This is a genomic window from Nitrospirota bacterium (assembly GCA_040755395.1).
GTDB lineage: Bacteria > Nitrospirota > Nitrospiria > Nitrospirales > Nitrospiraceae > DATLZU01.
The window spans coordinates 104,263-126,338 of the sequence record JBFMAX010000012.1 but is presented as its reverse complement, the minus strand read 5'-3'; the positions used below and the strand labels follow the sequence as shown (position 1 = coordinate 126,338).

Below are 22,076 nucleotides of genomic sequence, written 5' to 3'. Positions count from 1 at the left end.
TGCAAGGCCACAGGCCGCGAAAAACCGGAGGCGTATTCGCTGGAATACGTTGAGGATTTTTCGGGGCCGAGAACGACGCAGATGTCGGTGCATCGTTCGCCGCAGTAGAAAGGTCAATGTCGGACAGACTCCTAGAGTGCGCGCCGATCCGTCATAGGACGCCCCTGTGGCCGCGAGGTGATACCACCGGCCGGTAGAGAGAGACCGATGGCCACCATCCTCGTTATCGATGATGAAGAATCGATCCGGACCCTGCTTCGCGGGGTGCTGGAGAAGGCCGGCCATCAGGTGTTGGAAGCCCGAGACGGACGGGAAGGCTTGACCGTCTATCAGCGCACGCCGGTCGATTTGGTCATCATGGACATCCTGATGCCGGATACGGACGGCCTGGAGGCCACCCTGCAACTCACCCGCGAATATGTGGACGCCAAGGTCATCGCCATCACCGGGGCGCAGGGCGACCGGAATTTTCTGGACGTCGCCAAGCTCTTCGGCGCGCGCCGGACCTTCGAGAAGCCCTTCGATCTCAACGAAATGATGGCGGCCGTGAAAGAGGTGCTGGAGAGCTGACTCTCTTCGCCGTGCCGCGCCGGCTTCTGATTCCTGATTTCGGACCGATTTCCGTAAACAGCCTTGCTTGAAAATAGTTGTGCATGAGCCTTCGGTTCATGCCGTACTCCGGAATGCCGTAATGATGCGCCGGACGCTGTTGGTGGGGTGGCTCGTGATCATCTTGATGGCCACGACCTTCCCATGGTCGGACTTCAAGGGCCACGCTCATTGGGGTGTCGTGCGATGGCTTCCATTCTCCGAACTGAGCCGGCCTTCCCCGAGTGTCCTGTTCGACATCGGCGCCAATATCGCCTTGTTCGTCCCATTCGGCTATTTGGCCGTCAAAGCGATGAACAGCGCAACGCGAAGCCGATTCATCGCGACCGTGCTCTTGACCCTCGGGCTTTCGTCGGGAATCGAACTCTATCAAGTCTTCAGTCACAACCATGTCCCGTCCGTCACCGACGTGTGCAGCAATGCCTTCGGGGCGGCGATCGGCGCCTACCTCGCCGCGCGTCGCCTTCGCCCGAGTGGCCGCGCCGATCGTTCCGTCGTGACCGGCGGTCGCTATTCCCACCCCACCGGATCATAGCCGCGTTCCTTCAAGCAACGGTTCACAAACCCGATGTAGGCCTGGTTGGGGGGCGATCGCCTGAACAGGCCCCGCAGCAAGCCGGCGGTGGCGCCGCCGGCCGCGCCGATCGCCGATCCCCGCCCGGCCGCCCCCACCACGGCCCCGCCGACCGCGCCGCTCGCAGCGCCGACGCCGGCCCCGGCGACCGTGCTCCCCGCCACCTGGCCGGCTTTGCCCTGACTCGGCGTCGCGCCGGCCTCCTTGGCCAACTCCTTGCATTCTTCGATGTCCCGCTCCGCCGCTTCCGGCCCGACTTGGCGATAATGCGCATTGGGGTACAAGATGGGCTTGGGGCTCGCGCAACCGACCATCGCCATCCCCGCCACCAACGCTAGCGAACGCGCAAGCGCCGCGACGACCCTGTCCCTCACTGCAGTTCCCTTCGTTTGAGAGCCCGAATCATCGCCGGATCGCTCAGGCCGACCTCGCTCAAGGCGTCCATGATATGCAGCCCTTTCTTCGACGCCAACTCCTTGGCCTTGGCGTATTGGGCTCGGTTGAACCGGGCCACCGCCGGCTGCCCGTTGACGATCTGGCAGGCCAGTACCTCGCCGTCCGCTTCCAAAATCCCGCCCTGTTCGACGAGGGCCCTGGCCTGCTCCACGGTGATGCTGTGCAGCGCGGCGAATTCCTGGATGCCGCCGGTCTCCACCAGTCGTCCGTCCGGCATAATGCACAATCGTTTGAAGTGCGGAGACCAATCCTTCCGAAAGTCGATGTATGTGATATCGCCGCCCCGCGCCACGGAGCGATCCAACTTGCTGTCATCAAGACCGAGATTTTTCTGTGCCAACCGCTCCTGCAGCTCGGGCGGCAACGTGCGGTAGAACACACGCGCCGCGGCCTCTTCAAGCGCCAGCCCGTAGGACCGCGCAAGCTGCTCCGCCTCGGCGTACTGGACCAGATCCAGCACCCAGGTTTGCTTGGGCGCCCGACCCGAGGGATCGATCCGGCAGACGAACAGACCGCGCGTCACGAGCGGGCCTGTCTGCGGATAGGCGTACACGCCGCCTTCCGTGAGCAACCGCGTCATCACGTCCGACGGGACGTCATAACTCTCGGACAGGACGCGGGCGTGGGCCGCGAGATCCTCCGGTTCCGTCATGGCGCAGACGGTCACGTTCCCCGGCGCATCGAACTCCGTATAGTCCTCGATGATGTTGTACAGGATCGGTTGCTTCTTCGATTGGGAGGGAGCTTTTTTCTTGATCTTGAACATACCTTTACCCCGTCATGCGTGACGCGTGATGCGTGATACGGGATGAAGTTGAATTAGCGCTCCGAAAATCGAATCAGGCAAATGCAGTCATATCGACCAACTCTGTATCCAAGTCTGGTGAGCGCTAAGCCTTTTCTCGTCACCCCTCACCTGTCACGCATCACGCATCACGTGTCACGGCTTTCGTACGGCGGCAACGTCAGCAGGCGCGGATCGTCCACGGGTCCGCCGACGGTAAAGTGATACAGTGATTGGAAGGTCAAATCTTTGATGCCCAGGAGGTCGTGCACGGGATCGTCGAAGAAACACCCGATGCCGGTCGCCCGTACACCGGCCGCTTCCGCTTCCAGATAGAGCACCTGCCCGAGCAGACCGCATTCCCAGAACAGGCGCGAATAAAACCAGGGGCCGTGTCGGCCGAGGTTGCCCTCGAATTCGGCGATCATGCCGAGCGAGAAGGCGCCGTCGCCCGCAATATCCTGATGGCAACTGACCTGCGCCGCCACGCGCCTCGCGTCGCCTTCCAGCAACCAAAAGAGCGGAAGGCCGGCAGGACATCCCGGCGCCGGTGCCCAGCCGAATTCCGGATTCATCGCGCGCTGCAACAGCGGCAGCTTTTCCGGATCGCGCACCAGCACATACAGTCCCGGCCCCAGCCCCTCGACCCGATGGACGAACAGGGCCACATGCACGGCCGGCGACCACGGCCAGAGGTCCCAAGGCGAGGGGCGCTCCATCTGTGGAAGGTGCGCCTGCGGCATGACTCGAAGGAGCATTCCGAAGAATGTGGCGGCCGAAATCGACGTCTTTCCGTCGAAGGCGACGGCGCTGCGTCGCCGCCGGATGATCTGCCCGGCCAAGGACCCGTCAGGGGTCAGGGGTAAGGGGTCACGGGTAGCCGGAACGGGGGAATCGTGCAACAAAACCGTACGCTTCTCCGTCTGCGCTTTCCACGACGCTTCGGCCACCTCATCGATAATGTCCCAATGGACCGCATGTTCATGGCTCAACCGGTTGGCCTTCCCATACCACTGCCCGGCGGCCAACTCATTCACCACCGCTGCATCAAGGAACAACGGAATCTCAATCTGGCTTCCCCTTACCCCTAACCCTTGACCCCTTCCCGCACGATCGGGCCAGACGACCGCCACACATTCCGGATGTTCGCGCTCCGTGTCGCGAAAGTCCTCCGCTCGATTGACGCCGAACAAATCCGCCAGCAGATCGCTCGACAGGCCATCCAACAGCGCCATCCGCCACCCCAGCGACGCCGCGGCGAAGCGCGCCGTGCCGATCGCATGGCCGACATCGTGCTGGCAGTACCGAAAGGCCCGCTCACCGTATTTCCAGGCTTCCCGCCAGAAGACCGAGGTCAGGCCGAACAGGAAAGCGTGGGGGGGAAAGGGCGCCATCAACCGCTCGAACGCGTCGGCCGAATAGGTGGCCCGCATCTCCAGCCCGTGTTCTTTCGGTGCGTAGTGGTACAGAGCCGGCGTCTTCGACAAACCCGGCGCCGCGGGCAGGAGCACATAGCCCTCCGTCGGATGCAGGTTGCCGCTCGAAGGATTGCTCCGTAGCGACCACCGCACGCCCCCCGCCTGCTTCCAGGCCGAGAGCGCCAGCGCATACTCGAAAAACCGCGAGAGCGTGCGGATCGACAGCGGTTGGCTCTCCACCGCTCCGTAGCGGTACAGCGCCTCGTAAGGAGGACTCGGCGGTTCTTCGTCTGGTCGCAGAATGGGCAGCGGGATCAACGGCGCGCCCTGAAAGCGCCGGAAGGGATCAGGCTGGTTGGCCCAATCCAGGTAGCCCAACGAGCGGGCATACCGAAAAAAATGATGCTTGGTCTCCTGGTGATAGCGGATGACCTGTTCAAGCAGACTGAGCGCTGCCGCCGCGGCTGCCGGTTCCGGACCGACATGCTCATGAGGCGTTCCCGACATGACGTGGACAGTCTACCTATTCTCCGGTTCGAATGTAAACGAGCAGCCGAGTCAACGGCCTCGACATGAGGTCGTTCCGTCGAATAGGGGATCGGGTATACGCCGATAGACAAGAGAGACGGAAGTCGTGAAGATCGACCAGGCGGCTTTAGCCGGGACTTGTAGAGCCAACCGGCGCAGAGGCGGTCGGGAGGCGCATTGCTCCCGCCAGATGGGGAGCCGGCTGGAAAGGCCGCAGTATCCGAGATATTCCTGATCGATGACGGTTCGGGCACGCGCGGAAAGGGTTGTGTCCTGCACTTCCTCCAACGCGTTCGTGACGTGCACGACCGACAACAAACTGAAGCCCGACTGCCGCATCGAGGCGGGAGCATGATAGAACGCCACGGCCTCAACGACGGCGTTGTCGAGACTCCAAATCCCAAGCAAGTATGCTCCCACCTCCGCCTCGGTCGTCCCCAGCAGCCCACGCTCCACCTCGGCCATCGGGCGTCCACCGATCTTCGCTTGCTCCATCACCTCGGCAAAACGGTCCGGGAAATTCGTTGCTAAAACCAGGACACCGATGTCGCGGAGCAGCCCGGCCATAAAGGCCCGCTGGATCCCGAGTGAGCCCACTCCATCGAGCTCTGCAATACGCCGGGCGAGGGAGGCCGTCGCCAGACCGTGCCGCCAGAGCGAATCGATCGGCACCGGCATGGATAGGTCCTGCTCGAACTGTCTGAACACTTGGAGCGTGAGCACCAACGACTTGACCGTATCCAGCCCGAGCAGCGCCACAGCATGGGCGTGGCGGGAGATCATACGGCGCAGCCCGACAAACGCCGAATTCACGACCTGAAGCATTTTCGAGACCATCGCCATGTCCTTCGACACGATGGGGACAATGGTTTCCGTCGATGCAGCCGGTGACTGCATGACCGCAACCAGTTCCTGATACAAGTCCGGCAAGCTCGGAAGCGTGCGGATAGTCGAAACGATCTTCTGCAACGAATCGCTGTCCAACCGATCCTGAAGAGTACAGGCTCGATCGACGGCGGATTGCAGGACATCCAAGTCGAACGGCTTGGGCAGGAATTGATGCGCTACCTCAAACGAACGGAGCACCGTGTCACGATGGGCGCACCCGAAGAAGGCGATCCGAATTGTCCGGGGATAGCGACGCCTTACGTCTGACAGGAGCTGGATGCCTCCTGTCCCGACCAGGTGGATATCGGATAGAACGACGTCAAACGGCTATCAAGCCAGGGCCGCAAGAGCCTCTTCGGCGTTCCCGACAAACTCCATCGTCCACTCGTCCGACATATGCGCGAGCAGCCTGCGGAGAAATTCCAGAACCTCCCGCTGATCATCCACGAACAACAGCCGGTTCATGGTCGTTCCCGCTGCAGATCATCCAGTTCTCTATCGGATAGATCAGCTCCAGGCTTAAGAACGCAATGGAAATGACTCCCGACCCATTTCTTCCCATTTGCAGCTCTCTGCTGAAACGAAGGATGCTGGATTGGTCTGTCGGCGTTGTGGCATCAGAATTAATGACAGAGGGCCGGCAAGACAAAACAGGTTCCTCGAGCAATTTCGCCGCCTAATCCTCAAGCTCCGCTTCCTCCCACCGGATGGTGTTATCACTCAGAACCCCTTCCGCTTTGACCAGCGTGCCGACTTTTATAGCGTTGAAGAACTGTAGCCGGCTCAGGTGATTGTCGTTGACGTCTTCAAACTGAAACTGCGGATCGCTGGTATCGACGGTTACCTGAAGGATAACTAGTATCGGATCATTCGCGGAGTCGATCGGCCCCTGAAGGATCACATCCGCGTCCGGATCTCGTTTCTCGAGCTCCGTTGCAACCACCCGGCATTCGGATGGTGTGCAAGGCGTCCCCTTGCGCCCACGAACCCTTACATGGTCGTCTACCGCAAAAGCAGTCAAATCACTCGGGTCTCCTTGCCCTTTGAATTCGGTTTGGCTGTTAACCTCGACCACAATCGGGGACAATCCCTTGAGAGTGAGCGTCCCGAACCTTGCGTCTGGACCAGGGAGCTTTGCCGCGATATTGCCTTCGAGCTTGACGCTATCCTCAAACTCCACCTCGGTGGCGATCAGAACGCCGTTGCGCACGGACCCTTCCACCTCGAGTTCTACACCCACGACGATCTCGTCCACGGTACCGCCCTGGAAAACGGTGGAGGGCGTCGTCTGCACACGGACATTACCCAAGAAGAAATCGCCCGGTCCAACCACCCGGGTTACGAACCCTTCGATCTCCGCCAATTGTCCGTCGACAAGAGGGAGTTGCTCGGGTTCAACCTTTGTTGCCGTTAACAAGCTGTCGCTGAAGGCACTGCCTTTGACCTCCACCAGGAGCCCGTTCCAGCCTTGGGGCCCGGCTGGATTGGGCATCTCGCTAATGTCGTCAGCATCATAATTAATAGTCAGGGAGCCGATTTTGAATGTTTGGGCGGCAGGATTGTGCTCACTCACAAACCCTTTGAGCTCCAGATCGCCCGGTGCCGCCTTCCGCTCAAGGAACGTGGCAGCAATGACCCCTGACGTTTTGACGAACCCGCTGACCTCCACGTGGTCAACCCCCGGCTTCAAGTTTTTGATGTCCTGGCCGGGGATGCTAGTGTCGATCACCGTGGCGTTATCGACTAATACGGTTTGTTTGAGCACCACCAGACTCAGCCCGTCTGCGGCCACGAATTCGACGGGGCCTTCCACGACGTCCTCCGCCTCGACGCTGGTCGCTCTCCGGGTCGGGCCGGAAATGGTGAACTGTACGGTAACGACCATGCCGACCTTGAGGTCGCTTTCCGTTCCCGGCTGGTCATCGACGGTGATCGTGGCGCCCGCCGTCTCGTAGCGAACGTCGTTCACGACGATGCTGCTGAAGCCGCTGATAGCTCCCGCGCTGATCCCAGTTCCGCCGATGCCGCCATCGACATTCCCACTCCCACCCCCACTGCCGCAGCCGCCAAGGTGGCCTAACGTTCCGATCAGAACAAGCGGCAAGAAGCTTCTCCATATGTATGTTGAATATAAGCAGTTCATGGGTGATCCCCTCCAGGTGGGGCGGAAGTGAGGTCTTCTTCAAAATAGTAAATCCCGACACCAGCACGCAGACGACCGGTACCCCTCACCGATGGCGAGCGATCGCGGTCATGCCTGGCCAACCATCGGTCAAATCCTTCCAGCAGCTTCTGTGCGGAGCGGCTCGCCAGTGTACGAAAACGCGCCACAGCTTCCGCTGGCAGGTTGTCATACATCACCTTTCGCTGAAAGCGTGGCGTCGAGGATCCGTGCTGCAGGTTGTGATCAATGGTCGTCACGAGGTCGGCCACGTCCGTGCCCAAGATGGCTAGCTTGTCGGGCTCGCTTGTTTGTGGGACATAGCCTCGCGTGAGCAACTGCACGCGACCGTCCTCGAGTCGACGCACCACGCCGACCCGGAGCAATTCATCGAGCACGGCACGCGCCGGGATGTCCCCGCTATACCGTTCCACTAAGGCGGCAAAGCTTCGCCTCCGCCCCTGCCAGGGTAGCGGTCTCGGCCTCCCCTGTTTGTCGAGAAATTCGGCATCTCGAATCCAGCCCGTCACAATCCGTGCGGCCCGGTTGTAGCGAATCGCGGCGTCCTGGTCCTGCTGGGGTGGAATCGCCAACACACGGTGCACCTCCTTGCGTGACAACCCGGTCAGCACCGAGACTCGTGAGACGGTCTGTTTGCGCGTGGGCAACGCGAACTCATCCATCGCGACCGTCACGTAGACGTGTTTGGCCACTTCCGCGACCGCCTTGAACGGAATCCCGTGGCGCAGGAGGAGACGAACCAGGGGACGGAGCAAGTGAGAAATAGCGGCGAGCAGCGCGGAAGGACGGGGCTTCATAAATTTGGGACAATTTTCCCAAAACTTAAAGCCTGGCGATGGCCGTTGTCAATCCTCTCTTTTGTTCTTAGGAGGAGAAGATGTTTCAGGAGCTGGCAGAAAAGGTTCCTGGAACCTTTGCGTCCACTAACCAGGTCGCTCACGGAAAGTAAACGCGCAAGCCCGCGCAATTGACGCCGCATGAAACGCCTCAGTATGCTGTCGCCATCGTCAAGGACGACCCTTATGCGATTCGACCCGGCCATCGCCGCGCAACGCGCCTTTGCACGGGCCAAAGTGACCGGCGAATTGGGAAACGATTGGGAGGAAGCCGAGCACGCCGAGGCGACGTTCTCCTCCGTCGCGGGCGCGACCGCCACGGACGCCTACTGGACGTTGCAGCGCATCGGGGCCCGCCATCCGGAGGCGAGAGCTTTCCAAGCCTTCTGCATTTACATCACCTGGCAGCAGGTGACGGAAGAAACCCTTCCGCTGCACTTCAAGACCGGCCTCGACCTCTGCGAGCGATTTCTCAAGGACGCGGACTGCCGCTCGGTCGAGGAGCTGCTCGACCTCGAGCAGATCCGGGAGCTCCGCATCTCCTTTCAGCGCGGACTCGGACTGAAGGTCGACGAGGAGGACGGTCACGATTACGACAAGGATATATTCAAGGGCGGGGACTGATCGGTCGCCGGCTCACAATCCTCGTGCGCCTCGTCAAAGCCGCAGTGGGGACAGGGCATGCACACGGGCCCGTCGCAGCAGTGGTAGACGTACTGACCGCCGCAGCGCCGACACGTCGTCTGAGCCACGGTTGCACTTTCTGATAAACGTCAATGGTCAACGGTCATTGGTCAGCGGGTAAGGGAGTCTCTCCCTTGACACTTGACTATTGACCATTCACCGGCTTCGCCTACAGCCGGCACTGATTCTTCGCCGGGATCACGCAGATGAACTGCACCGGAGCCGAGGGATCGGCGATGAAGCCGTGTTTCTCGTTGGGCGCGATGTAGACCGAGTCCCCTGGAGCGAACGGCGTGTCTCCGTTTTCCGTGCGGACTCTCCCCGTTCCCTTCAGGATATAGACTTCGTGTTCCCATTCATGCGTGTGGAACGGGGTGCCGGCGCCCGGTTTCACGTCGAACACCCGCATAGCAAAACGAGGGGCTCCGTCCCGATCCGTGATCATCTCGCGCATCTCGACGCCCTCGGGCGCGCCGGCGTATGCATCCGGTTTCACGTCCGCGTAGTGTTTGATCACCATGGCGCCCTCCGTGGTCCGACTCCTTCGAAAAGACCTTGCATCGCCGTCACGTGCCGCTCAAGATAGCAGCCTGCCACGGGCGACACAAGTACCCGGGAACCATGTCCGAAGCCGATAAACACCTGGCGCGCATCTTCCTTCATCGAGGAGACCTCCCGCAAGCCCGGCGCTACTACGAGTCAGCGGTTCAGGATGATCGGCGACAGGGGACGGAGCGCGAACTCTCCGACTCGCTGGGCAATCTCGGCAACGTCTGCGCCATGTTGAAAGACCTCGCCGCCGCCGAGCAGTGCTACCGGGAGGTGCTGGCCATCCAACGCAGGCAACAGGATTGGAATGCCATCGGCCTGACTCTGGTCAACCTCGGCAATCTTCAGGTGGAGGCGGGATATCCGGAGCGCGCCCGCCCGTACTATCTCGAAGCGCTCGATGTGCTCCGACCGCTGCAGGACCATCGTGCGCTTGGGATCCTCTTGTCCAACTTGGCGCTGGTGAACGTCGCGGAAGGGCGGATCGACGACGCCATCGAGACGTTCAAGCAGGCGCTGGAGTCCCATCGTCTCGTCGGCAACGAAGAGGGGCTGGCCATGACCTACAGCCGACTCGGCAAGACCTATCTTGACGCCGAACGCTTTCCTCAGGCGGAGAAATGCTTCAACAACGCGTCGGAGCACTTTATCAAGCTGGGAAATCCCCAAGGCGAGGCCGCGGTCCTCCGACAATTGGCCGACCTCTACGAAGCCATCGGCGACGGGGTCTCCGCCGTTCGGTGCCTGGAACGTGTCATCCTGGTCGACACCCGCTCCGCCCTCCCGCAGTTGAAAGCCGACTCGGAGCGGCTGGCCGAGCTGCTCACCCGATTCAGACCCCGATAATCCCGGCACTGTCTGGCCCTCTCCTCCTCACCGGTGGTATGATGCCGCGCGTCGGGGCGGCCCAACCACGAGACAGAAAGCCTGTCGCCGGTGCCGGACTGAAGCTGCAGGCGAACGGAGACACCGCATGACTCAAGAGGAAGCGCGCCAACGGATCGAGGCGGCGATCACCCAGTTCGGCCCGCACGCTGGCATGGCCATCGACCTGGTGATCAAGGAGGTTCGTGGCGACCTGGGGCGGGAGATCGCCAATGAGCTGATCGAGGAGTTCGACTTGGAACTGCAGTACAACATCGCGCCGATCGAGCATCTTGGATCAGGCGATTGACACGCGCGAATCGATGCCGTTGATCTGGTGTTCGATCTCCGGACATGGGTACGGGCACGCCGCTCAGGTCCTGCCTGTTCTCAACGAGCTGGCGCGACGAGTCCAGCGGCTCACCGCCATCCTCCGCACCTCCGTCCCCGCTTCTTTCTTCGAGGGCCGCCTCGTTCTGGACTGGAAGCTGAGCCCGGCCGAACAGGACATCGGGTGCGTACAGCACGGTCCATTGAAGATCGACGCCGCCGCCACCTGGACGGAGCACATCCGGTTTCACCGCCTGTGGGACGTGAAGCTCGATGATGAAGTCCGCGCGATCCGCACTGCTAAGCCGGACCTGGTCCTCTCCGATATCTCTTACCTGGCGACCGCAGCCGGCGCGCAGGCCGGGGTGCCCACTGTGGCGCTCGGCTCTCTGAGTTGGGACCTGGTTCTGGACGAATTCCGAGACCGGAGCATCCCGGAACACCAAACCATCATCGACAAGATCCGCCGCGCTTATGGAGCGGCCGATGTGCTGCTCCGCGCCATGCCCGGACTGGACATGGATGCCTTCCGCCGGATCGTGGACATCGGTCCGATCGCCCAAACCTTGGAGCCGAAACCGGCGGAACTCCGGAGAGCCGTGAGAGCCTCGCCGGCTGAGCGCCTGGTGCTGGTGGGATTCGGCGGAATCCCGCTGGCTTCGCTGCCGCTTCAGCGGTTGGAGGAGCTGTCCGGCTATCGGTTTATCTTCGATGGGTCCGTTTCCGCTCCCCTTTCAAGAATTCATGCCGCCGGGCAGCTCCCCTTCCGGTTCAACACCCTTCTGGCTTCGACGGATCTCCTCGTGAGCAAGCCGGGCTACAGCACGGTCATCGAAGCCGTTGCGCAACACAAGCCGCTCGTCTACGTGCGGCGGTACAATTTCCCCGACGAAGGTCCGCTGGTGGATTTTCTGCATCGCTACGGGCGCGGGGCCGAACTGCTCATGGATGACTTTGTGGCCGGCCGGTGGGAAAAAGCCCTGGAGGCGGCGTGGACGGCTCCTGAACCGCCGGCATCGGCGCCGCAACCGACGGGAGCGGCCGACGCGGCGGAGATCCTCGCCCGATATCTGTGAGGCATTCCTTGCCTCTCTTCGGTTTTCTGATACGGTTGGCCGCGCAAGCCCTCGAACGGGCCGGCGGATGTTTGCAACGCCTGGCGCTGTTTCTCAACGGACTGCTGCCGGCGCTGCTGACACCAGACCAGTTGACCCGCCTGACCCGGAGACACTATCAGCGAGCCTATTCATCCAGCGTCACGACGCTGCCCGACGACCCCTCCCTCTGCGAACTGGAGCCGTGGGAACGAGAGGTTGCAGATCGCTATGCGCTCGCCAACGGCCGCCTGTTGGTACTGGGAACAGGGGTCGGCCGTGAGGCTATTGCCATGGCCCGGCGGGGGCTGTCCGTGGTCGGGATCGATACCGACGCGACCGCTCTCCGCGCGGCAACCCGCATCGCCCGGAGGCTCGGGCACGATGTCCGGTTTGTCCGGGCTGACCTAGCCCGTCTCCCCTTTCGTCCGGCGAGCTTCGACTCCGCGCTGCTCGCGAGCATCATGTACAGCGCCATTCCGGGCAGGGCTCAGCGGCAGATGTGGCTTCGCGATCTTTGCTGGGCGCTGTCGCCGGAGAGCTTGGCCGTCCTGAGTTTTCTGACCGAACAGGAGCCGCAGGCGCGGATGACCCGTCTCCGCGAAGCCCTGGCCCGCCGGCTCGCCGGACTGCTCGGAGCGAACCGAGCCTACCAGCCGGGCGACACTTGCCCGCAGGGTCATTTCCTCCATGCTTTTCAGACGGAGCAGGAAGTGCGGCAAGAACTGGAAGAAGCCGGAGTCGTCGTCCGTGAGCTTGATTGGAGACGGGCCTTCGCTGTCGTCGCGCTGAAATAGCACTGGCAGGCTCTAGGAGAATTTGCTATCTTTAGCGCGCCGCTCCCGCCATGGAAAAGGTCTACATCAAGAGCCCGGATTTCGTGCAACGCGATATCGCGGGCGAGTGCGTCCTTGTCCCCATCCGTCGTAAACTGAGCGATCCCCCTTGCATCTACGTCCTGAATGAAACAGGCGCCGCGTTGTGGCGGCGAATCGACGGCGCGCGAACCGTGCAGGATATCGTCACAGACTTCTGCGAAGAGTACGATGGACAGCCCGACCAAGTCATGAAGGACTTCGTGACACTCATGGACGATCTCCTGTCCATCAACGCCATTCAGGAACGCTCCGTCGTCGCCGATGCGTGATGTCACAACGCTGAACGCGCTGCCCGAACGCTATCCCTACTCCTGCCAATGGGAGATCACCTGCCGGTGCAACCTGCGGTGCGTCATGTGTTACACGGATTGTTTTAACCGCCCGGAATTCATCCGGCGGGAACTGACGACGCCGGAAATCCTCCGCATCATGGACGAGCTGGCCGAAGCCGGCTGTCTCGAATTATGCCTCACCGGCGGGGAGCCACTGGCGCGTCCGGATTTCTTCGATCTCTATGACCACGCCGTCGCTTCGGGGTTCCTCGTCACGGTATTCACCAACGGCACGCTGGTGACGGAAGCCATTGCCGACCGTTTCGCCGCGCGCCCTCCCCATCGCATCGAAATCAGCCTGCACGGACTCACTGATGAGACGTTCGAACAAGTCACCCAGGGGCGAGGCTCGCATGGGCGATGCTTGGCGGCGATCCGGCTGCTGCGCGAACGAGGACTCCCGCTGCTCCTCAAGACGACGGCCATGACCGCAAATCGTCACGAGATCATTGAGATCAAACGCTACGCGGAGAAGCTCGGAGTGGGATACAAGCTCGGCGAGGACATGCGGCCTGCGCTCGACGGCGGGGAGACGCCGTTCCGGTACGCCCTGTCACAGGCCGAGCAGGACGAGTTGAACCGCCGGGACCCGACCCTGTGGCAGGAGGCTTGCCGGAAACAGGCTGCGCCTCCACCCCCCTGTCGAAGCGGAATGCGCACGTTTCACATCGACGCCTACGGCGGACTGCAACTGTGCTCAGGGAACCGCGCCCAGAGCTACGATCTCCGCCGAGGCTCGTTCAAAGAAGGCTTCTATCGGCATCTGCCGACCTTCGCTTGTCCCTGGAAAGCTCAACCGTCCTCTCACCTCCCTTCAACCGGCCGCCAACCATGCGTGACCGCCTAGCTCTCCTCTCGCAGGAATATCAGGACTTCAGCCGCCGCGTCCACGAATGCGCCGCCCGCACCCGTCGGGTGATCAAAGCGCAACTGGAGCTGACTTACCGTTGTAATCTCCACTGCCGTCACTGCTACACCGATCCCTATAACCATCGAGATTGGTTTCCTCGCGAGCTGACCCTGCCGGAGATCGGACGGCTTGTGAATGAAATGGCGGACCTAGGCATCCTGTGGTTGAACCTGACCGGCGGCGAGATTTTCGCGCATCCTCACTTTTGGGATATCTACGAGGACGCCTATGGCAAGGGCTTTCTGTTGCAGTTATATACGAATGGCACGCTGTTCACTCAAGCGACCGTCGAGCGGTTGCAGCAGCGGCCGCCGTTTTCGATCGACATCTCCTGCCATTCGGTGAACGAGAGCGCGTTTGATCACTTTACCCAGGTGCCGGGATCGTTCCGGGCTTTCATGAAGGGCATTGCCTTGCTCAAAGACAGCGGCCTGCCGTTCACCCTCAGAACCAAAGCAATGAATTGGAACAAGGAGGAACTGCCTGCGATCCGGCGATTCGTCGAATCGCTGGGTCTCACGTTCGGCTTCACCACCGCCCTCTCGCCACGGCTCAACGGCGATTTGTCGCCGCTCGATTTCAGGTTGGCTCCGGAAGATGTCGTAGTCCTGGAGCAGCGTGATGACGCCACCCGGACGGGCGACCGACCGTGTTCGGCTTCGGCTGACTTATCGGCTCCGCCCACGGACCGGCTGTACCGCTGCGGCTGCGGCACAGACGCCTTTCACATCAACGCCTGGGGCGAGTTGGGCGCCTGCACAATGGAGTATGAGCACCGCGTCTCTCTCCGGGAGTACTCGCTGCGCGACGCGATCGACAAGGTCTTTGCGGCCATCCACGCCAGCCGATATCATGAGTCGTCCCCCTGCCTGACCTGTCAGATCTTTACCTTTTGCGAGAAAAAACCCTCGGAAGCCCGCCGGGAGTGCGGGAGCGTTCAGGCGCCGATTCCGTACGCTTGCGACATGGCCCTGGCGCGCGCTGAGCAGGCCCTGGGTCGGACGTTGCTCCATCCGCTGGGCCTGAGAAAGAGGAGCTTGGCGGCCCTATGAGCGAGAAAAAACCGTACAGTACGCCAGAACTCTACCGGGTCGAGCTGAACCAGGAACAGGCGATTCTGAGCGCGTGCAGCCTCACGGCGACCAATCCGATGGCCGGCGGCATGGACGTGACTTGCCGAGCCGGCGGGTGCAAGAGAGCCAACCCCGGCGGCAGCTCCGACAGCGGTCTGCGCCCCTCGTAAAGGAAGCTGTTCGATGAGCGAGAAAAAGCCGTACAGTACGCCAGAACTCTATCGGATCGAGTTGAACCAGGAACAGGCGATTCTGAGCGCGTGCAGCCTGCTATCCGGCAACCCGATGGCCGGCGGACTCGACCTGTTCTGTCGCATGGGCGGATGCAAGAGAAACGCGACTCGTCGCGGATCCGACAGCGGTCAGCGACCGTCCTGACTAGACGAGCAGCGGAGTGAGCCCAACCGATGCCGATATATTGCCGACCAGAATATCCCTCGGGGGCCGCTCGACCATGATCATCGATTTCGAACTCGGAGGCTACCAGGTCCGACTGGCGGAGCACAACAACCGCCCACTGATCAGTTGGCCCGTGAACCCGTTCACCACGTTTGTGGTTCAGTCCGCGGATTTATCAGACTGCCCCGCAGACTGCCGCGCAGACCGTCCCGCGGACATACATGTCACGGTCACCCTGGTGCGCACTCTCCCCGATTTCCCGGATCGGCTCTTGCGCTTCGATGCCTGTCGCGGACTCTGGGCCTTATATGAGAGCCCGTCAGGCTACATGCTGGAAGCCCTGGACACGCAAACCTCTGCGCCGCGAAGCCGGTCGTTGATCGACGCCTCGTTCTCTCGCATCCACACCTGGATCACTGAGCAGACGTTCGAAGAAACCTGCGGCTGGTCTCCTGTTCAGATCCTCAACCCGCTCGTGGAAGTCTGTCTGGTGACCAGGCTCGCGCGAGACGGCGGCGCGCTGCTCCATGCTGCGGGAATCCTGACGCCGGCAGGCGGCGTGGCATTCTCCGGTCCATCGGGAGCCGGCAAGTCGACACTCTCGGGGTTGTACGCCGATCGCGGATCGACGGTGTTGAGCGATGAGCGGACGATCCTCCGACGGTATCCGCACGGTATCATGCTGCATGGCACTCCTTGGGTGGGATCGGGCCGGTTCGCCGCCAACGACTCGGGTCCCTTGTCGAGGCTGTACTGTATCCGGCATGGGCAAGACCGCCACGCCGTCACACCACTGTCCCCTCCCGCTCTCTTTCGATTCCTGCTCGGCCAGTGCGTGCTTCCGCTTTGGGATCGGGAAGGGTTGGAAGGAGCCCTGTCATTTCTTTCGGAATTGGTCGAACGGGTGGGGGGCGCCGAACTGGCGTTTCTCAACACCCCCGACATCGTGGACTATCTGGAGGCCGACGGTGCCCCACTGTCAATGGTCGCACGATGAAGACGCTGACGGCTGAGAACTTTTTCACGTCGCTATCGCGCCGGTCCGTCGCGGCCAGACGGCCCGAAGCCGTCACCTTTGAGCTGACGTACGGGTGCAATCTCCGCTGCGTGCACTGCTACAATCCGACCCACCGGGCGCTGCCGAATGAACTGACGATCGCAGAAGTCACGACGATCCTCGATCAAGTGGCGGAACTGGGGGTCCTGCACCTGACCTTCAGCGGCGGAGAACCTTTTACCCGTCCGGACTTCTTGGACATCCTGCGGCATGCCCGCCGCCTGGGGTTTGTCCTGCACATCCTGACCAACGCCACACGCGTGACGCCGAAGGCGACGGCGGTCCTGGAAGAAGTCGGCGTGAACCGGATCATTGTGTCGATGTACGGCGCGACGGCGCCGACGTACGAACGGATGACCGGCATCGCAGGATCCTATACATCCTTTCGGAACGGGCTTCGTCACCTGGCCGCCTGCTCCCTGCCGGTCATCGTCCGCATGCCGGTGACGACGGTGAATCACGCCGAAGTCGAGGCCTGCCGGAAGTTGATCGAACCGTACGGCTGGAAATTCCAATACTCGCTGGACATCATGCCGAAGACAGACGGCGATAAGACACCGCTTCGGTACCGTCTGAGCCCTGAAGGGAAGATCGCGATCGATCAGGCCAGGTTATTCAACGCCAACGGCACCCCTGTCGAGGACCCTTGCTCGTCGAATGACCGCTTCATCGAGTGCGCCTGCGGGCGCAGCCGGTTCGCCATCACCCCGTACGGTGGGATGAACCTCTGCACAGCGTTCCCGATTCCCAACTACGACCTGCGCAGGGGGACTGTCCGGGAGGGATGGGAGGTCCTCAAGCAGACCGTGGACCGGGCGGAGCCGAACGCGCAGTACGAATGTCCGAGCTGCGAACTGCGTCCGTACTGCCGGCAAGGCCGCAGCGACGCCTGGCTGGAGACCGGCGATATGAGCGTGTGCCTTCCCCATTTCAAGGAGTGGGCCACCTTGGAGAAGCAAGCCCATGTCCCCCTCAACCCTCGACGATCTGGCTGAAGCGTACTCGCGGGTCAGCCTCGCCAACAAACGCACGCTCGACCGGTTCGTCCAGGTCGGCCGGCTTTTCCACGACGGCGGGATCGACTTCATCGTCCTGAAGGGCGCCGACCTGCTCTCCCGCGTCTATGGTGTCCGCGGCCTCAGACCGATCACGGACGTCGATCTTCTGGTGCATGAGCGGGATCTGTGGAAGATCGACGAGATTCTGACGGCCTCGGGTTTTCGTCGGCTCATCGACGGCAATCCCGCTTATGTGTCGCCGGAGGGCGGACTCATCCTGGATATCACGACCGCGGTGTGGTACGCGGACGATCAGGCCGGCCTGTGGGAACGCGCCGTGCGCCGGACGCTCGACGGGCTTTCGATCAAATGCCTGGAGGGGTATGATCTGCTGTTGTATCTGACCGCCTACAGCGTCGTTCATCGTGGCTACTTTGTCCCCTCATTCATGACCGACCTCCGCCTGCTTACGCGAAAAGAGCGGATCGATTGGCAACCTCTGATCGCAGAGGCAACGCGTCACCATCTGAAAATTCCCGTCTACCATGGGCTCTCCTTCGCCTGTCGGCAGGAGCCGCGCGTTTTTGTACCGGACGGGGTCCTCAGGCGGTTGGCTCCGTCCAGTGCGGGGGAACGCCTGCTGGCCTGGCTTCTGCGCAGATTGGTGGGGACGCAGCCGATCGAGGGACTCGGCCATTTGTTGCTGTTTCTCACCAGGCCTCCGGGGCAGAAACGCCTATGGCTCCGGCGTACTTTCTGGCCGCCGCCAGAGTTTCTCGCATCTCGCTACGGCGACCTCGCGAAGTCGCAGCCCGTCATGCTCCGCGTCACGCGTGCGCTCCATCTAATCCATCAAGCCGGGCTCCTGATCGGCCGAATCCTGGCGCGTTCGATTGCACGCTCGTGTTGACGCGTACGTCGTCATGATCCGCCGTCTCGTCCTCGACAACTCGTCGGCTTTTCAGCCTCCGGCTGATCTGCTCCCTCTTCTGAGTTCCCCGCACGGAGGCCCGCTGATCAGGCTCAGGGTCGCAAGCTGGAGTATGTTTCCGACCCTTCAGGAAGGCGACGTCCTCGAAGTCGAGGAGGCGCACGACATCCGTCCCGGAGACATCGTCGTCTTCCGCCGCAACAACGTCCTCGTCTGTCATCGCGTGACGGGTTATGGCCGACCGGGCGAAATCCTCACGGCCGGAGACCGGACCCGGGAGCCCGGCGAAGCCGTCCCCCTGTGCGACGTGCTGGCCAAGGTCCATGCGATCAGCAGGCGCGGGAAACGGTTGGTTCCCGGCCGACCGGCCGAACCGACCGTGGCCGCGCAGCTACGTCTGGTGCTGGATCGGTCTCTGACGGCTTGGAACACGGCATGGCGCCATCGGGCCGAAGAAGTCTGGGAATGGCTGAGGTGTAGTCCTCGTGGTCGCGCCCTGCTGTCCTGGTTGATCAGGCGCGGAGCGCGAGTACATGTCATCAGGCGGACGCCGCTTCACTCGCTTGGAGCGTTTTCCGTCGTCCGCCGTGAGACGATCCGGCTGGACGAAGTCGAAAGGACGCCGCTCGTTCGCGTAGCGCCAGCCGCGGAACGCGTACGGCTCGAAGTCCGGCTCGGGCCTTATGCGCTCGGCGCGTGCGATCCGGCCTCCGGCAAGATTTTTGTCCAGCCGCTCGTCAAGGACCTCGGCCTGGAGCAGGTCCTCCACAAGCTGACCCGGCGTCTAGAAGCCGGCCCGTCCCTCGAGAAACAGCCTATCGAGACAGGGCTCGGCCTCCAACCCGAAGATCGCTCAGGATCCGTCATCGGTCGCTTGCCCGGTTGAAACCTTTCCGTTGTTTCACCCGATGTCACACACGCATCTTTTTGTCGGTTTCGAACGTAGAATGCTATGATTGAGGCGTGTAAGTCGCGTGGGAAGGTTCGATCCCGCTAAGCACCGGTCTGCATGGACACCTCATCCCGACACGCCTCATCCTTGATCGATCCGAAGCTCATGGCCCAGGTGGTCAAGGGAGATCACCAGGCATTCAGCCAGTTGTATGATCAATCCAGCTCGCTGCTGTATACGCTGGCCCTTCGCATTCTGGGGAATCGGGACGAGGCGGCCGAACTGCTCCAGGACATTTATTTGGAGGTCTGGAAGAAAGTCGCCCGGTACGATGTCGGGCGGGGCACGCCGATGGCATGGCTGGTCACGCTCACCAGAAGCCGCGCGCTCGACCGGCTGCGTGCACGAGCTTCAAAGGCTCGGACCGTCGTCGACTCGATGGACCTTTCAACGCCCCACGTCCCGGACCAGTCGCCGGGCCCGTTCGAAATCCAGGCGGACCTGGAGTTGCGGAACGCCGTCAGCAAAGCGTTGGCCGAACTGCCGGAAGCCCAACAGCAGGCCCTGGAATTGGCGTACTATGAGGGATTGTCCCACACAGAAATCGCGGCCCGGTTGAATGAACCCGTGGGAACGATCAAGACCAGAATCAAACTCGGTATGAACAAGCTGCGCACGGCTTTGAGGGGATGTTGCGACCAGGGCGACGCTCGATGAACCACGAGGAATTTGAAGAAGCGGTCCCCTTGTATGCGGTCGGCGCGTTGGAACGCACGGACCGGCAGGCGCTCGAAGCGCATTTGCTGTCCGGCTGCCCGTCGTGCCATACGGCCTTGAAGGAGTACCAGGCCGTAGCGGCCATGTTGCCGTACGGGCTGGCTCCCGCGCCTCCGCCTCGCGGGCTCAAAGCGAAAATCATGGCCCCTCGAAGTCCGGCCGACACGGAGGCGGTCAAGCGACCGAGCAAACCCAGCCTCGAACCGGGCGAATGGATGAACCACCTGTTTCCACCGCTTCCGTCCGCGCGATCGTTTCCTTCCAACGCCGCCCGGTTTGCGCTGGCGTTCGCCGCACTGCTGGTCGTCGCCGGAGCCGGCTATGTCGGGTGGACCCTCTACATGCAGACCCCGGCGGAAACGGAGAGGCTCCAACAGCTTGAAACAGCGCTCCAACGGGAAACCGCGAAGATGGCGTCGCTCCAACGCGAGGTCAGAGACAAAGAACTCGCCCTCGCACAGATGCGGCAGGAACTTGAGCGACAGGACGTCGAGATCGGTGAGTTGCGGGACACCGTGATCCGCCGCGAAGCGGAGCTCGACGATGCGCGCGCGCAACTCGCCCAGCTCGAGAAGGACAGCACCGCGTTCCGGCGTGTACGGGCGCTGCAGGACGAGATCGCGGCGTTGTTGCGGATGCCGACCGTCAAGGTTGTCTCATTGTCCGGTTCCGAGATGGCGAAGGGGGCCGGCGGGCTGTTGCTGTACGATCCCGATACGAAAAAAGCGTGGCTGTACGCCTTCAACCTGCCTCCGCTCCCGGGCGGCAAAACCTACCAACTTTGGGCCGTCCAGGAGAAGCCCGTCAGCGCGGGCACCTTCACCACGGACGCCGGACAGAAAGGCCGGTTGCTGATCCGATACCTTCCCGAATTCTCCCGCACCACCAAGTTTGCCGTCAGCCTGGAACCGGAAGGCGGCCGTCCCCAGCCGACCGGCGCGATCTATCTCATCGGCCAACTGTAGTCCCCACCCACTCCCGGCTTGACAGGTCCGTGCAGGGCGGTTACAAGAGCCGGATTTTTTCTCCTCGTGATTGTCTCGTCGTCGAGCGATCATGGTCGCATGTCCAAGGAGCCCTGCTCGTCATGCTACGACCCGGACCGCTCCTTTGTTTCCGGAACGTCGCCATTTTGGTGGCTCTGGCCGTTCCATGGATCGCTCCGGCCTGGGCGCTGGAAAAATACGGCCGGCCGTTGCCGGCCCTCGGCGACACGGCGGAGTCCGCCGGCCTTGAAGCCGCCGAGCAGCACTGGCTACGCGGCTACCTGCTCACCGCCGCGTTTGTCGATAATCCGACCTTCGCCGCCAGACCGGACAACACCGGACTCGTCGGCCTGCGCCACATGCTCCATCTTGAAACGGATCTGTACAAACAGTACCTGCAGTTCTACACCGATCAGAATTTCTTCTCCGACCGGCGCGGCGGATGGATCGCGCTCTCGGAATGGGACGCCACGTTTGCGTTCACCGGTTCGCTGGGCAACTGGGGCTGGCGGTTGCAGTACGAGCGAGACGCGCCGCTCGATCGGAGCGGAATCAAACAGATCTACGCGGACACGCTGATGACCTACCGCTGGCCTGACGCGAGCCAATGGAGCTGGTGGCGAACGCATTTCCCCAACCAAAACCTGACGACCTATGCCGGAGCCGGCTGGCTGTTCCACAACGAAAACTACTTCGCCCGCCCAGACAACACCGGCCGGGCGCTTTTCCGATACGTCGCGCACGCGGACCTGGACTTGTATCGCAACCGCGTCGTGCTGTTCGCCGACACGAATTTCTTCACGGACCGGAGCGCCGGCAACGCCGTGCGTCCGACCGAATTGGATCTGGTCGTCGGTCTCGCGCTGCGGCACGGGGACCTGGAGCTCAGCCTGATCCACGAGCGCGACATGCCGCTGGACCGCGGCGGGCTGGTCCAGCGGTATCTCGCGCTCCAACTGCGTTATGAGTTCGAGTGGGTGCGCCGCTCATCTGCAGCAACCCGTTGAATCGGAACGGCGTACCGGCTTCTCCTGACCGGAAGGCTGT

General features: G+C 62.0%; 27 protein-coding genes. 19 read left to right on the top strand and 8 right to left on the bottom strand.

What is annotated here, in order from left to right:
* Window positions 1-207 precede the first annotated feature (207 nt).
* Together AB1555_16050 and AB1555_16045 are read left to right on the top strand one after the other, a co-directional pair.
* Complete coding sequence (locus tag AB1555_16050) at window positions 208-570, top strand: response regulator (GenBank protein ID MEW6248205.1); 363 nt, start codon at window positions 208-210, stop codon at window positions 568-570.
* A gap of 121 nt (window positions 571-691) precedes the next feature.
* Window positions 692-1,144: a VanZ family protein gene (locus AB1555_16045; GenBank protein MEW6248204.1), complete on the top strand. Its 453-nt coding sequence runs from the start codon at window positions 692-694 to the stop codon at window positions 1,142-1,144.
* On the opposite strand, the gene AB1555_16040 is transcribed toward AB1555_16045, so the two are convergent.
* The 7 genes from AB1555_16040 to AB1555_16010 all read right to left on the bottom strand — a co-directional run bounded on the left by AB1555_16040 (window position 1,120) and on the right by AB1555_16010 (window position 8,236).
* Window positions 1,120-1,503 carry a glycine zipper family protein gene (locus AB1555_16040; protein MEW6248203.1) on the bottom strand — a complete coding sequence of 128 codons (384 nt, stop codon included), beginning with the start codon at window positions 1,501-1,503 and terminating at the stop codon, window positions 1,120-1,122. The two genes, AB1555_16045 and AB1555_16040, sit on opposite strands and share 25 nt — an antisense overlap.
* Before the next feature lie 50 nt (window positions 1,504-1,553).
* Window positions 1,554-2,405, bottom strand: a complete 852-nt coding sequence (locus AB1555_16035; protein MEW6248202.1) for a hypothetical protein — start codon at window positions 2,403-2,405, stop codon at window positions 1,554-1,556.
* Window positions 2,406-2,572: 167 nt separating this feature from the next.
* The gene (locus AB1555_16030) at window positions 2,573-4,348 is read right to left on the bottom strand and encodes a SagB/ThcOx family dehydrogenase (protein ID MEW6248201.1); all 1,776 of its coding nucleotides are present in this window, start codon (window positions 4,346-4,348) and stop codon (window positions 2,573-2,575) included.
* A gap of 51 nt (window positions 4,349-4,399) precedes the next feature.
* Entirely contained in the window at window positions 4,400-5,455 is a 1,056-nt protein-coding gene (locus AB1555_16025; protein MEW6248200.1) for an HDOD domain-containing protein, read from the bottom strand.
* Between the two features lie 132 nt (window positions 5,456-5,587).
* Window positions 5,588-5,722 (bottom strand): hypothetical protein, encoded by a 135-nt coding sequence (locus AB1555_16020; GenBank protein MEW6248199.1) that lies wholly within the window; start codon window positions 5,720-5,722, stop codon window positions 5,588-5,590.
* Between the two features lie 211 nt (window positions 5,723-5,933).
* A complete protein-coding gene (locus AB1555_16015) occupies window positions 5,934-7,361 on the bottom strand; it encodes a DUF5666 domain-containing protein (protein ID MEW6248198.1) in 1,428 nt (475 codons plus the stop codon).
* 35 nt (window positions 7,362-7,396) lie between these two features.
* Window positions 7,397-8,236 carry a DUF6502 family protein gene (locus tag AB1555_16010; GenBank protein ID MEW6248197.1) on the bottom strand — a complete coding sequence of 280 codons (840 nt, stop codon included), beginning with the start codon at window positions 8,234-8,236 and terminating at the stop codon, window positions 7,397-7,399.
* A 225-nt stretch (window positions 8,237-8,461) separates the two neighbouring features.
* Here AB1555_16010 and AB1555_16005 point away from each other — a divergent pair, with 225 nt between their 5' ends.
* A complete protein-coding gene (locus AB1555_16005; protein MEW6248196.1) occupies window positions 8,462-8,899 on the top strand; it encodes a hypothetical protein in 438 nt (145 codons plus the stop codon).
* Window positions 8,900-9,128: 229 nt separating this feature from the next.
* Here AB1555_16005 and AB1555_16000 read toward each other — a convergent pair whose 3' ends face one another.
* Window positions 9,129-9,479: a cupin domain-containing protein gene (locus tag AB1555_16000; GenBank protein ID MEW6248195.1), complete on the bottom strand. Its 351-nt coding sequence runs from the start codon at window positions 9,477-9,479 to the stop codon at window positions 9,129-9,131.
* 101 nt (window positions 9,480-9,580) lie between these two features.
* Between AB1555_16000 and AB1555_15995 the strand changes: the two genes are divergently transcribed.
* The 16 genes from AB1555_15995 to AB1555_15920 all read left to right on the top strand — a co-directional run bounded on the left by AB1555_15995 (window position 9,581) and on the right by AB1555_15920 (window position 22,036).
* Window positions 9,581-10,354: a tetratricopeptide repeat protein gene (locus AB1555_15995; GenBank protein ID MEW6248194.1), complete on the top strand. Its 774-nt coding sequence runs from the start codon at window positions 9,581-9,583 to the stop codon at window positions 10,352-10,354.
* Window positions 10,355-10,481: 127 nt separating this feature from the next.
* Entirely contained in the window at window positions 10,482-10,682 is a 201-nt protein-coding gene (locus AB1555_15990; protein MEW6248193.1) for a hypothetical protein, read from the top strand.
* Window positions 10,666-11,778, top strand: a complete 1,113-nt coding sequence (locus AB1555_15985) for a hypothetical protein (GenBank protein MEW6248192.1) — start codon at window positions 10,666-10,668, stop codon at window positions 11,776-11,778. The genes AB1555_15990 and AB1555_15985 overlap by 17 nt, the downstream gene beginning before the upstream one ends.
* Window positions 11,779-11,786: 8 nt before the next feature.
* Window positions 11,787-12,593: a class I SAM-dependent methyltransferase gene (locus AB1555_15980; protein MEW6248191.1), complete on the top strand. Its 807-nt coding sequence runs from the start codon at window positions 11,787-11,789 to the stop codon at window positions 12,591-12,593.
* 50 nt (window positions 12,594-12,643) lie between these two features.
* Entirely contained in the window at window positions 12,644-12,943 is a 300-nt protein-coding gene (locus tag AB1555_15975; GenBank protein ID MEW6248190.1) for a PqqD family protein, read from the top strand.
* Window positions 12,936-13,853, top strand: coding sequence for a radical SAM protein (locus AB1555_15970; protein ID MEW6248189.1), 918 nt, complete (start codon window positions 12,936-12,938; stop codon window positions 13,851-13,853). The genes AB1555_15975 and AB1555_15970 overlap by 8 nt, the downstream gene beginning before the upstream one ends.
* The gene (locus AB1555_15965; GenBank protein MEW6248188.1) at window positions 13,838-14,968 is read left to right on the top strand and encodes a radical SAM protein; all 1,131 of its coding nucleotides are present in this window, start codon (window positions 13,838-13,840) and stop codon (window positions 14,966-14,968) included. Before AB1555_15970 ends, AB1555_15965 begins: the two co-directional genes overlap by 16 nt.
* Entirely contained in the window at window positions 14,965-15,159 is a 195-nt protein-coding gene (locus AB1555_15960) for a hypothetical protein (protein MEW6248187.1), read from the top strand. Before AB1555_15965 ends, AB1555_15960 begins: the two co-directional genes overlap by 4 nt.
* A gap of 13 nt (window positions 15,160-15,172) precedes the next feature.
* Window positions 15,173-15,367, top strand: coding sequence for a hypothetical protein (locus AB1555_15955; protein MEW6248186.1), 195 nt, complete (start codon window positions 15,173-15,175; stop codon window positions 15,365-15,367).
* A gap of 76 nt (window positions 15,368-15,443) precedes the next feature.
* Window positions 15,444-16,385: a hypothetical protein gene (locus tag AB1555_15950; protein MEW6248185.1), complete on the top strand. Its 942-nt coding sequence runs from the start codon at window positions 15,444-15,446 to the stop codon at window positions 16,383-16,385.
* Window positions 16,382-17,440, top strand: coding sequence for a radical SAM protein (locus AB1555_15945; protein MEW6248184.1), 1,059 nt, complete (start codon window positions 16,382-16,384; stop codon window positions 17,438-17,440). Before AB1555_15950 ends, AB1555_15945 begins: the two co-directional genes overlap by 4 nt.
* Window positions 17,409-18,353, top strand: coding sequence for a nucleotidyltransferase family protein (locus AB1555_15940; protein ID MEW6248183.1), 945 nt, complete (start codon window positions 17,409-17,411; stop codon window positions 18,351-18,353). Before AB1555_15945 ends, AB1555_15940 begins: the two co-directional genes overlap by 32 nt.
* Before the next feature lie 13 nt (window positions 18,354-18,366).
* Window positions 18,367-19,260, top strand: a complete 894-nt coding sequence (locus AB1555_15935; protein ID MEW6248182.1) for a S24/S26 family peptidase — start codon at window positions 18,367-18,369, stop codon at window positions 19,258-19,260.
* A 123-nt stretch (window positions 19,261-19,383) separates the two neighbouring features.
* Window positions 19,384-19,983, top strand: coding sequence for a sigma-70 family RNA polymerase sigma factor (locus AB1555_15930; protein MEW6248181.1), 600 nt, complete (start codon window positions 19,384-19,386; stop codon window positions 19,981-19,983).
* Window positions 19,980-21,008 carry an anti-sigma factor gene (locus AB1555_15925; protein ID MEW6248180.1) on the top strand — a complete coding sequence of 343 codons (1,029 nt, stop codon included), beginning with the start codon at window positions 19,980-19,982 and terminating at the stop codon, window positions 21,006-21,008. Before AB1555_15930 ends, AB1555_15925 begins: the two co-directional genes overlap by 4 nt.
* Before the next feature lie 122 nt (window positions 21,009-21,130).
* Window positions 21,131-22,036 (top strand): hypothetical protein, encoded by a 906-nt coding sequence (locus tag AB1555_15920; GenBank protein MEW6248179.1) that lies wholly within the window; start codon window positions 21,131-21,133, stop codon window positions 22,034-22,036.
* Window positions 22,037-22,076: the final 40 nt, after the last annotated feature.

What these genes read in the sequence shown, in the direction of transcription:
- AB1555_16050 (MEW6248205.1), top strand. Translation starts at nt 208, where the DNA reads ATGGCCACCATCCTCGTTATCGATGATGAAGAATCGATCCGGACCCTG.
- AB1555_16045 (MEW6248204.1), top strand. Translation starts at nt 692, where the DNA reads ATGATGCGCCGGACGCTGTTGGTGGGGTGGCTCGTGATCATCTTGATG.
- AB1555_16040 (MEW6248203.1), bottom strand. Translation starts at nt 1,503, where the DNA reads ATGGCGATGGTCGGTTGCGCGAGCCCCAAGCCCATCTTGTACCCCAAT.
- AB1555_16035 (MEW6248202.1), bottom strand. Translation starts at nt 2,405, where the DNA reads ATGTTCAAGATCAAGAAAAAAGCTCCCTCCCAATCGAAGAAGCAACCG.
- AB1555_16030 (MEW6248201.1), bottom strand. Translation starts at nt 4,348, where the DNA reads ATGTCGGGAACGCCTCATGAGCATGTCGGTCCGGAACCGGCAGCCGCG.
- AB1555_16020 (MEW6248199.1), bottom strand. Translation starts at nt 5,722, where the DNA reads ATGAACCGGCTGTTGTTCGTGGATGATCAGCGGGAGGTTCTGGAATTT.
- AB1555_16010 (MEW6248197.1), bottom strand. Translation starts at nt 8,236, where the DNA reads ATGAAGCCCCGTCCTTCCGCGCTGCTCGCCGCTATTTCTCACTTGCTC.
- AB1555_16005 (MEW6248196.1), top strand. Translation starts at nt 8,462, where the DNA reads ATGCGATTCGACCCGGCCATCGCCGCGCAACGCGCCTTTGCACGGGCC.
- AB1555_16000 (MEW6248195.1), bottom strand. Translation starts at nt 9,479, where the DNA reads ATGGTGATCAAACACTACGCGGACGTGAAACCGGATGCATACGCCGGC.
- AB1555_15995 (MEW6248194.1), top strand. Translation starts at nt 9,581, where the DNA reads ATGTCCGAAGCCGATAAACACCTGGCGCGCATCTTCCTTCATCGAGGA.
- AB1555_15990 (MEW6248193.1), top strand. Translation starts at nt 10,482, where the DNA reads ATGACTCAAGAGGAAGCGCGCCAACGGATCGAGGCGGCGATCACCCAG.
- AB1555_15975 (MEW6248190.1), top strand. Translation starts at nt 12,644, where the DNA reads ATGGAAAAGGTCTACATCAAGAGCCCGGATTTCGTGCAACGCGATATC.
- AB1555_15970 (MEW6248189.1), top strand. Translation starts at nt 12,936, where the DNA reads ATGCGTGATGTCACAACGCTGAACGCGCTGCCCGAACGCTATCCCTAC.
- AB1555_15965 (MEW6248188.1), top strand. Translation starts at nt 13,838, where the DNA reads ATGCGTGACCGCCTAGCTCTCCTCTCGCAGGAATATCAGGACTTCAGC.
- AB1555_15960 (MEW6248187.1), top strand. Translation starts at nt 14,965, where the DNA reads ATGAGCGAGAAAAAACCGTACAGTACGCCAGAACTCTACCGGGTCGAG.
- AB1555_15955 (MEW6248186.1), top strand. Translation starts at nt 15,173, where the DNA reads ATGAGCGAGAAAAAGCCGTACAGTACGCCAGAACTCTATCGGATCGAG.
- AB1555_15950 (MEW6248185.1), top strand. Translation starts at nt 15,444, where the DNA reads ATGATCATCGATTTCGAACTCGGAGGCTACCAGGTCCGACTGGCGGAG.
- AB1555_15945 (MEW6248184.1), top strand. Translation starts at nt 16,382, where the DNA reads ATGAAGACGCTGACGGCTGAGAACTTTTTCACGTCGCTATCGCGCCGG.
- AB1555_15940 (MEW6248183.1), top strand. Translation starts at nt 17,409, where the DNA reads ATGTCCCCCTCAACCCTCGACGATCTGGCTGAAGCGTACTCGCGGGTC.
- AB1555_15935 (MEW6248182.1), top strand. Translation starts at nt 18,367, where the DNA reads ATGATCCGCCGTCTCGTCCTCGACAACTCGTCGGCTTTTCAGCCTCCG.
- AB1555_15930 (MEW6248181.1), top strand. Translation starts at nt 19,384, where the DNA reads ATGGACACCTCATCCCGACACGCCTCATCCTTGATCGATCCGAAGCTC.
- AB1555_15925 (MEW6248180.1), top strand. Translation starts at nt 19,980, where the DNA reads ATGAACCACGAGGAATTTGAAGAAGCGGTCCCCTTGTATGCGGTCGGC.
- AB1555_15920 (MEW6248179.1), top strand. Translation starts at nt 21,131, where the DNA reads ATGCTACGACCCGGACCGCTCCTTTGTTTCCGGAACGTCGCCATTTTG.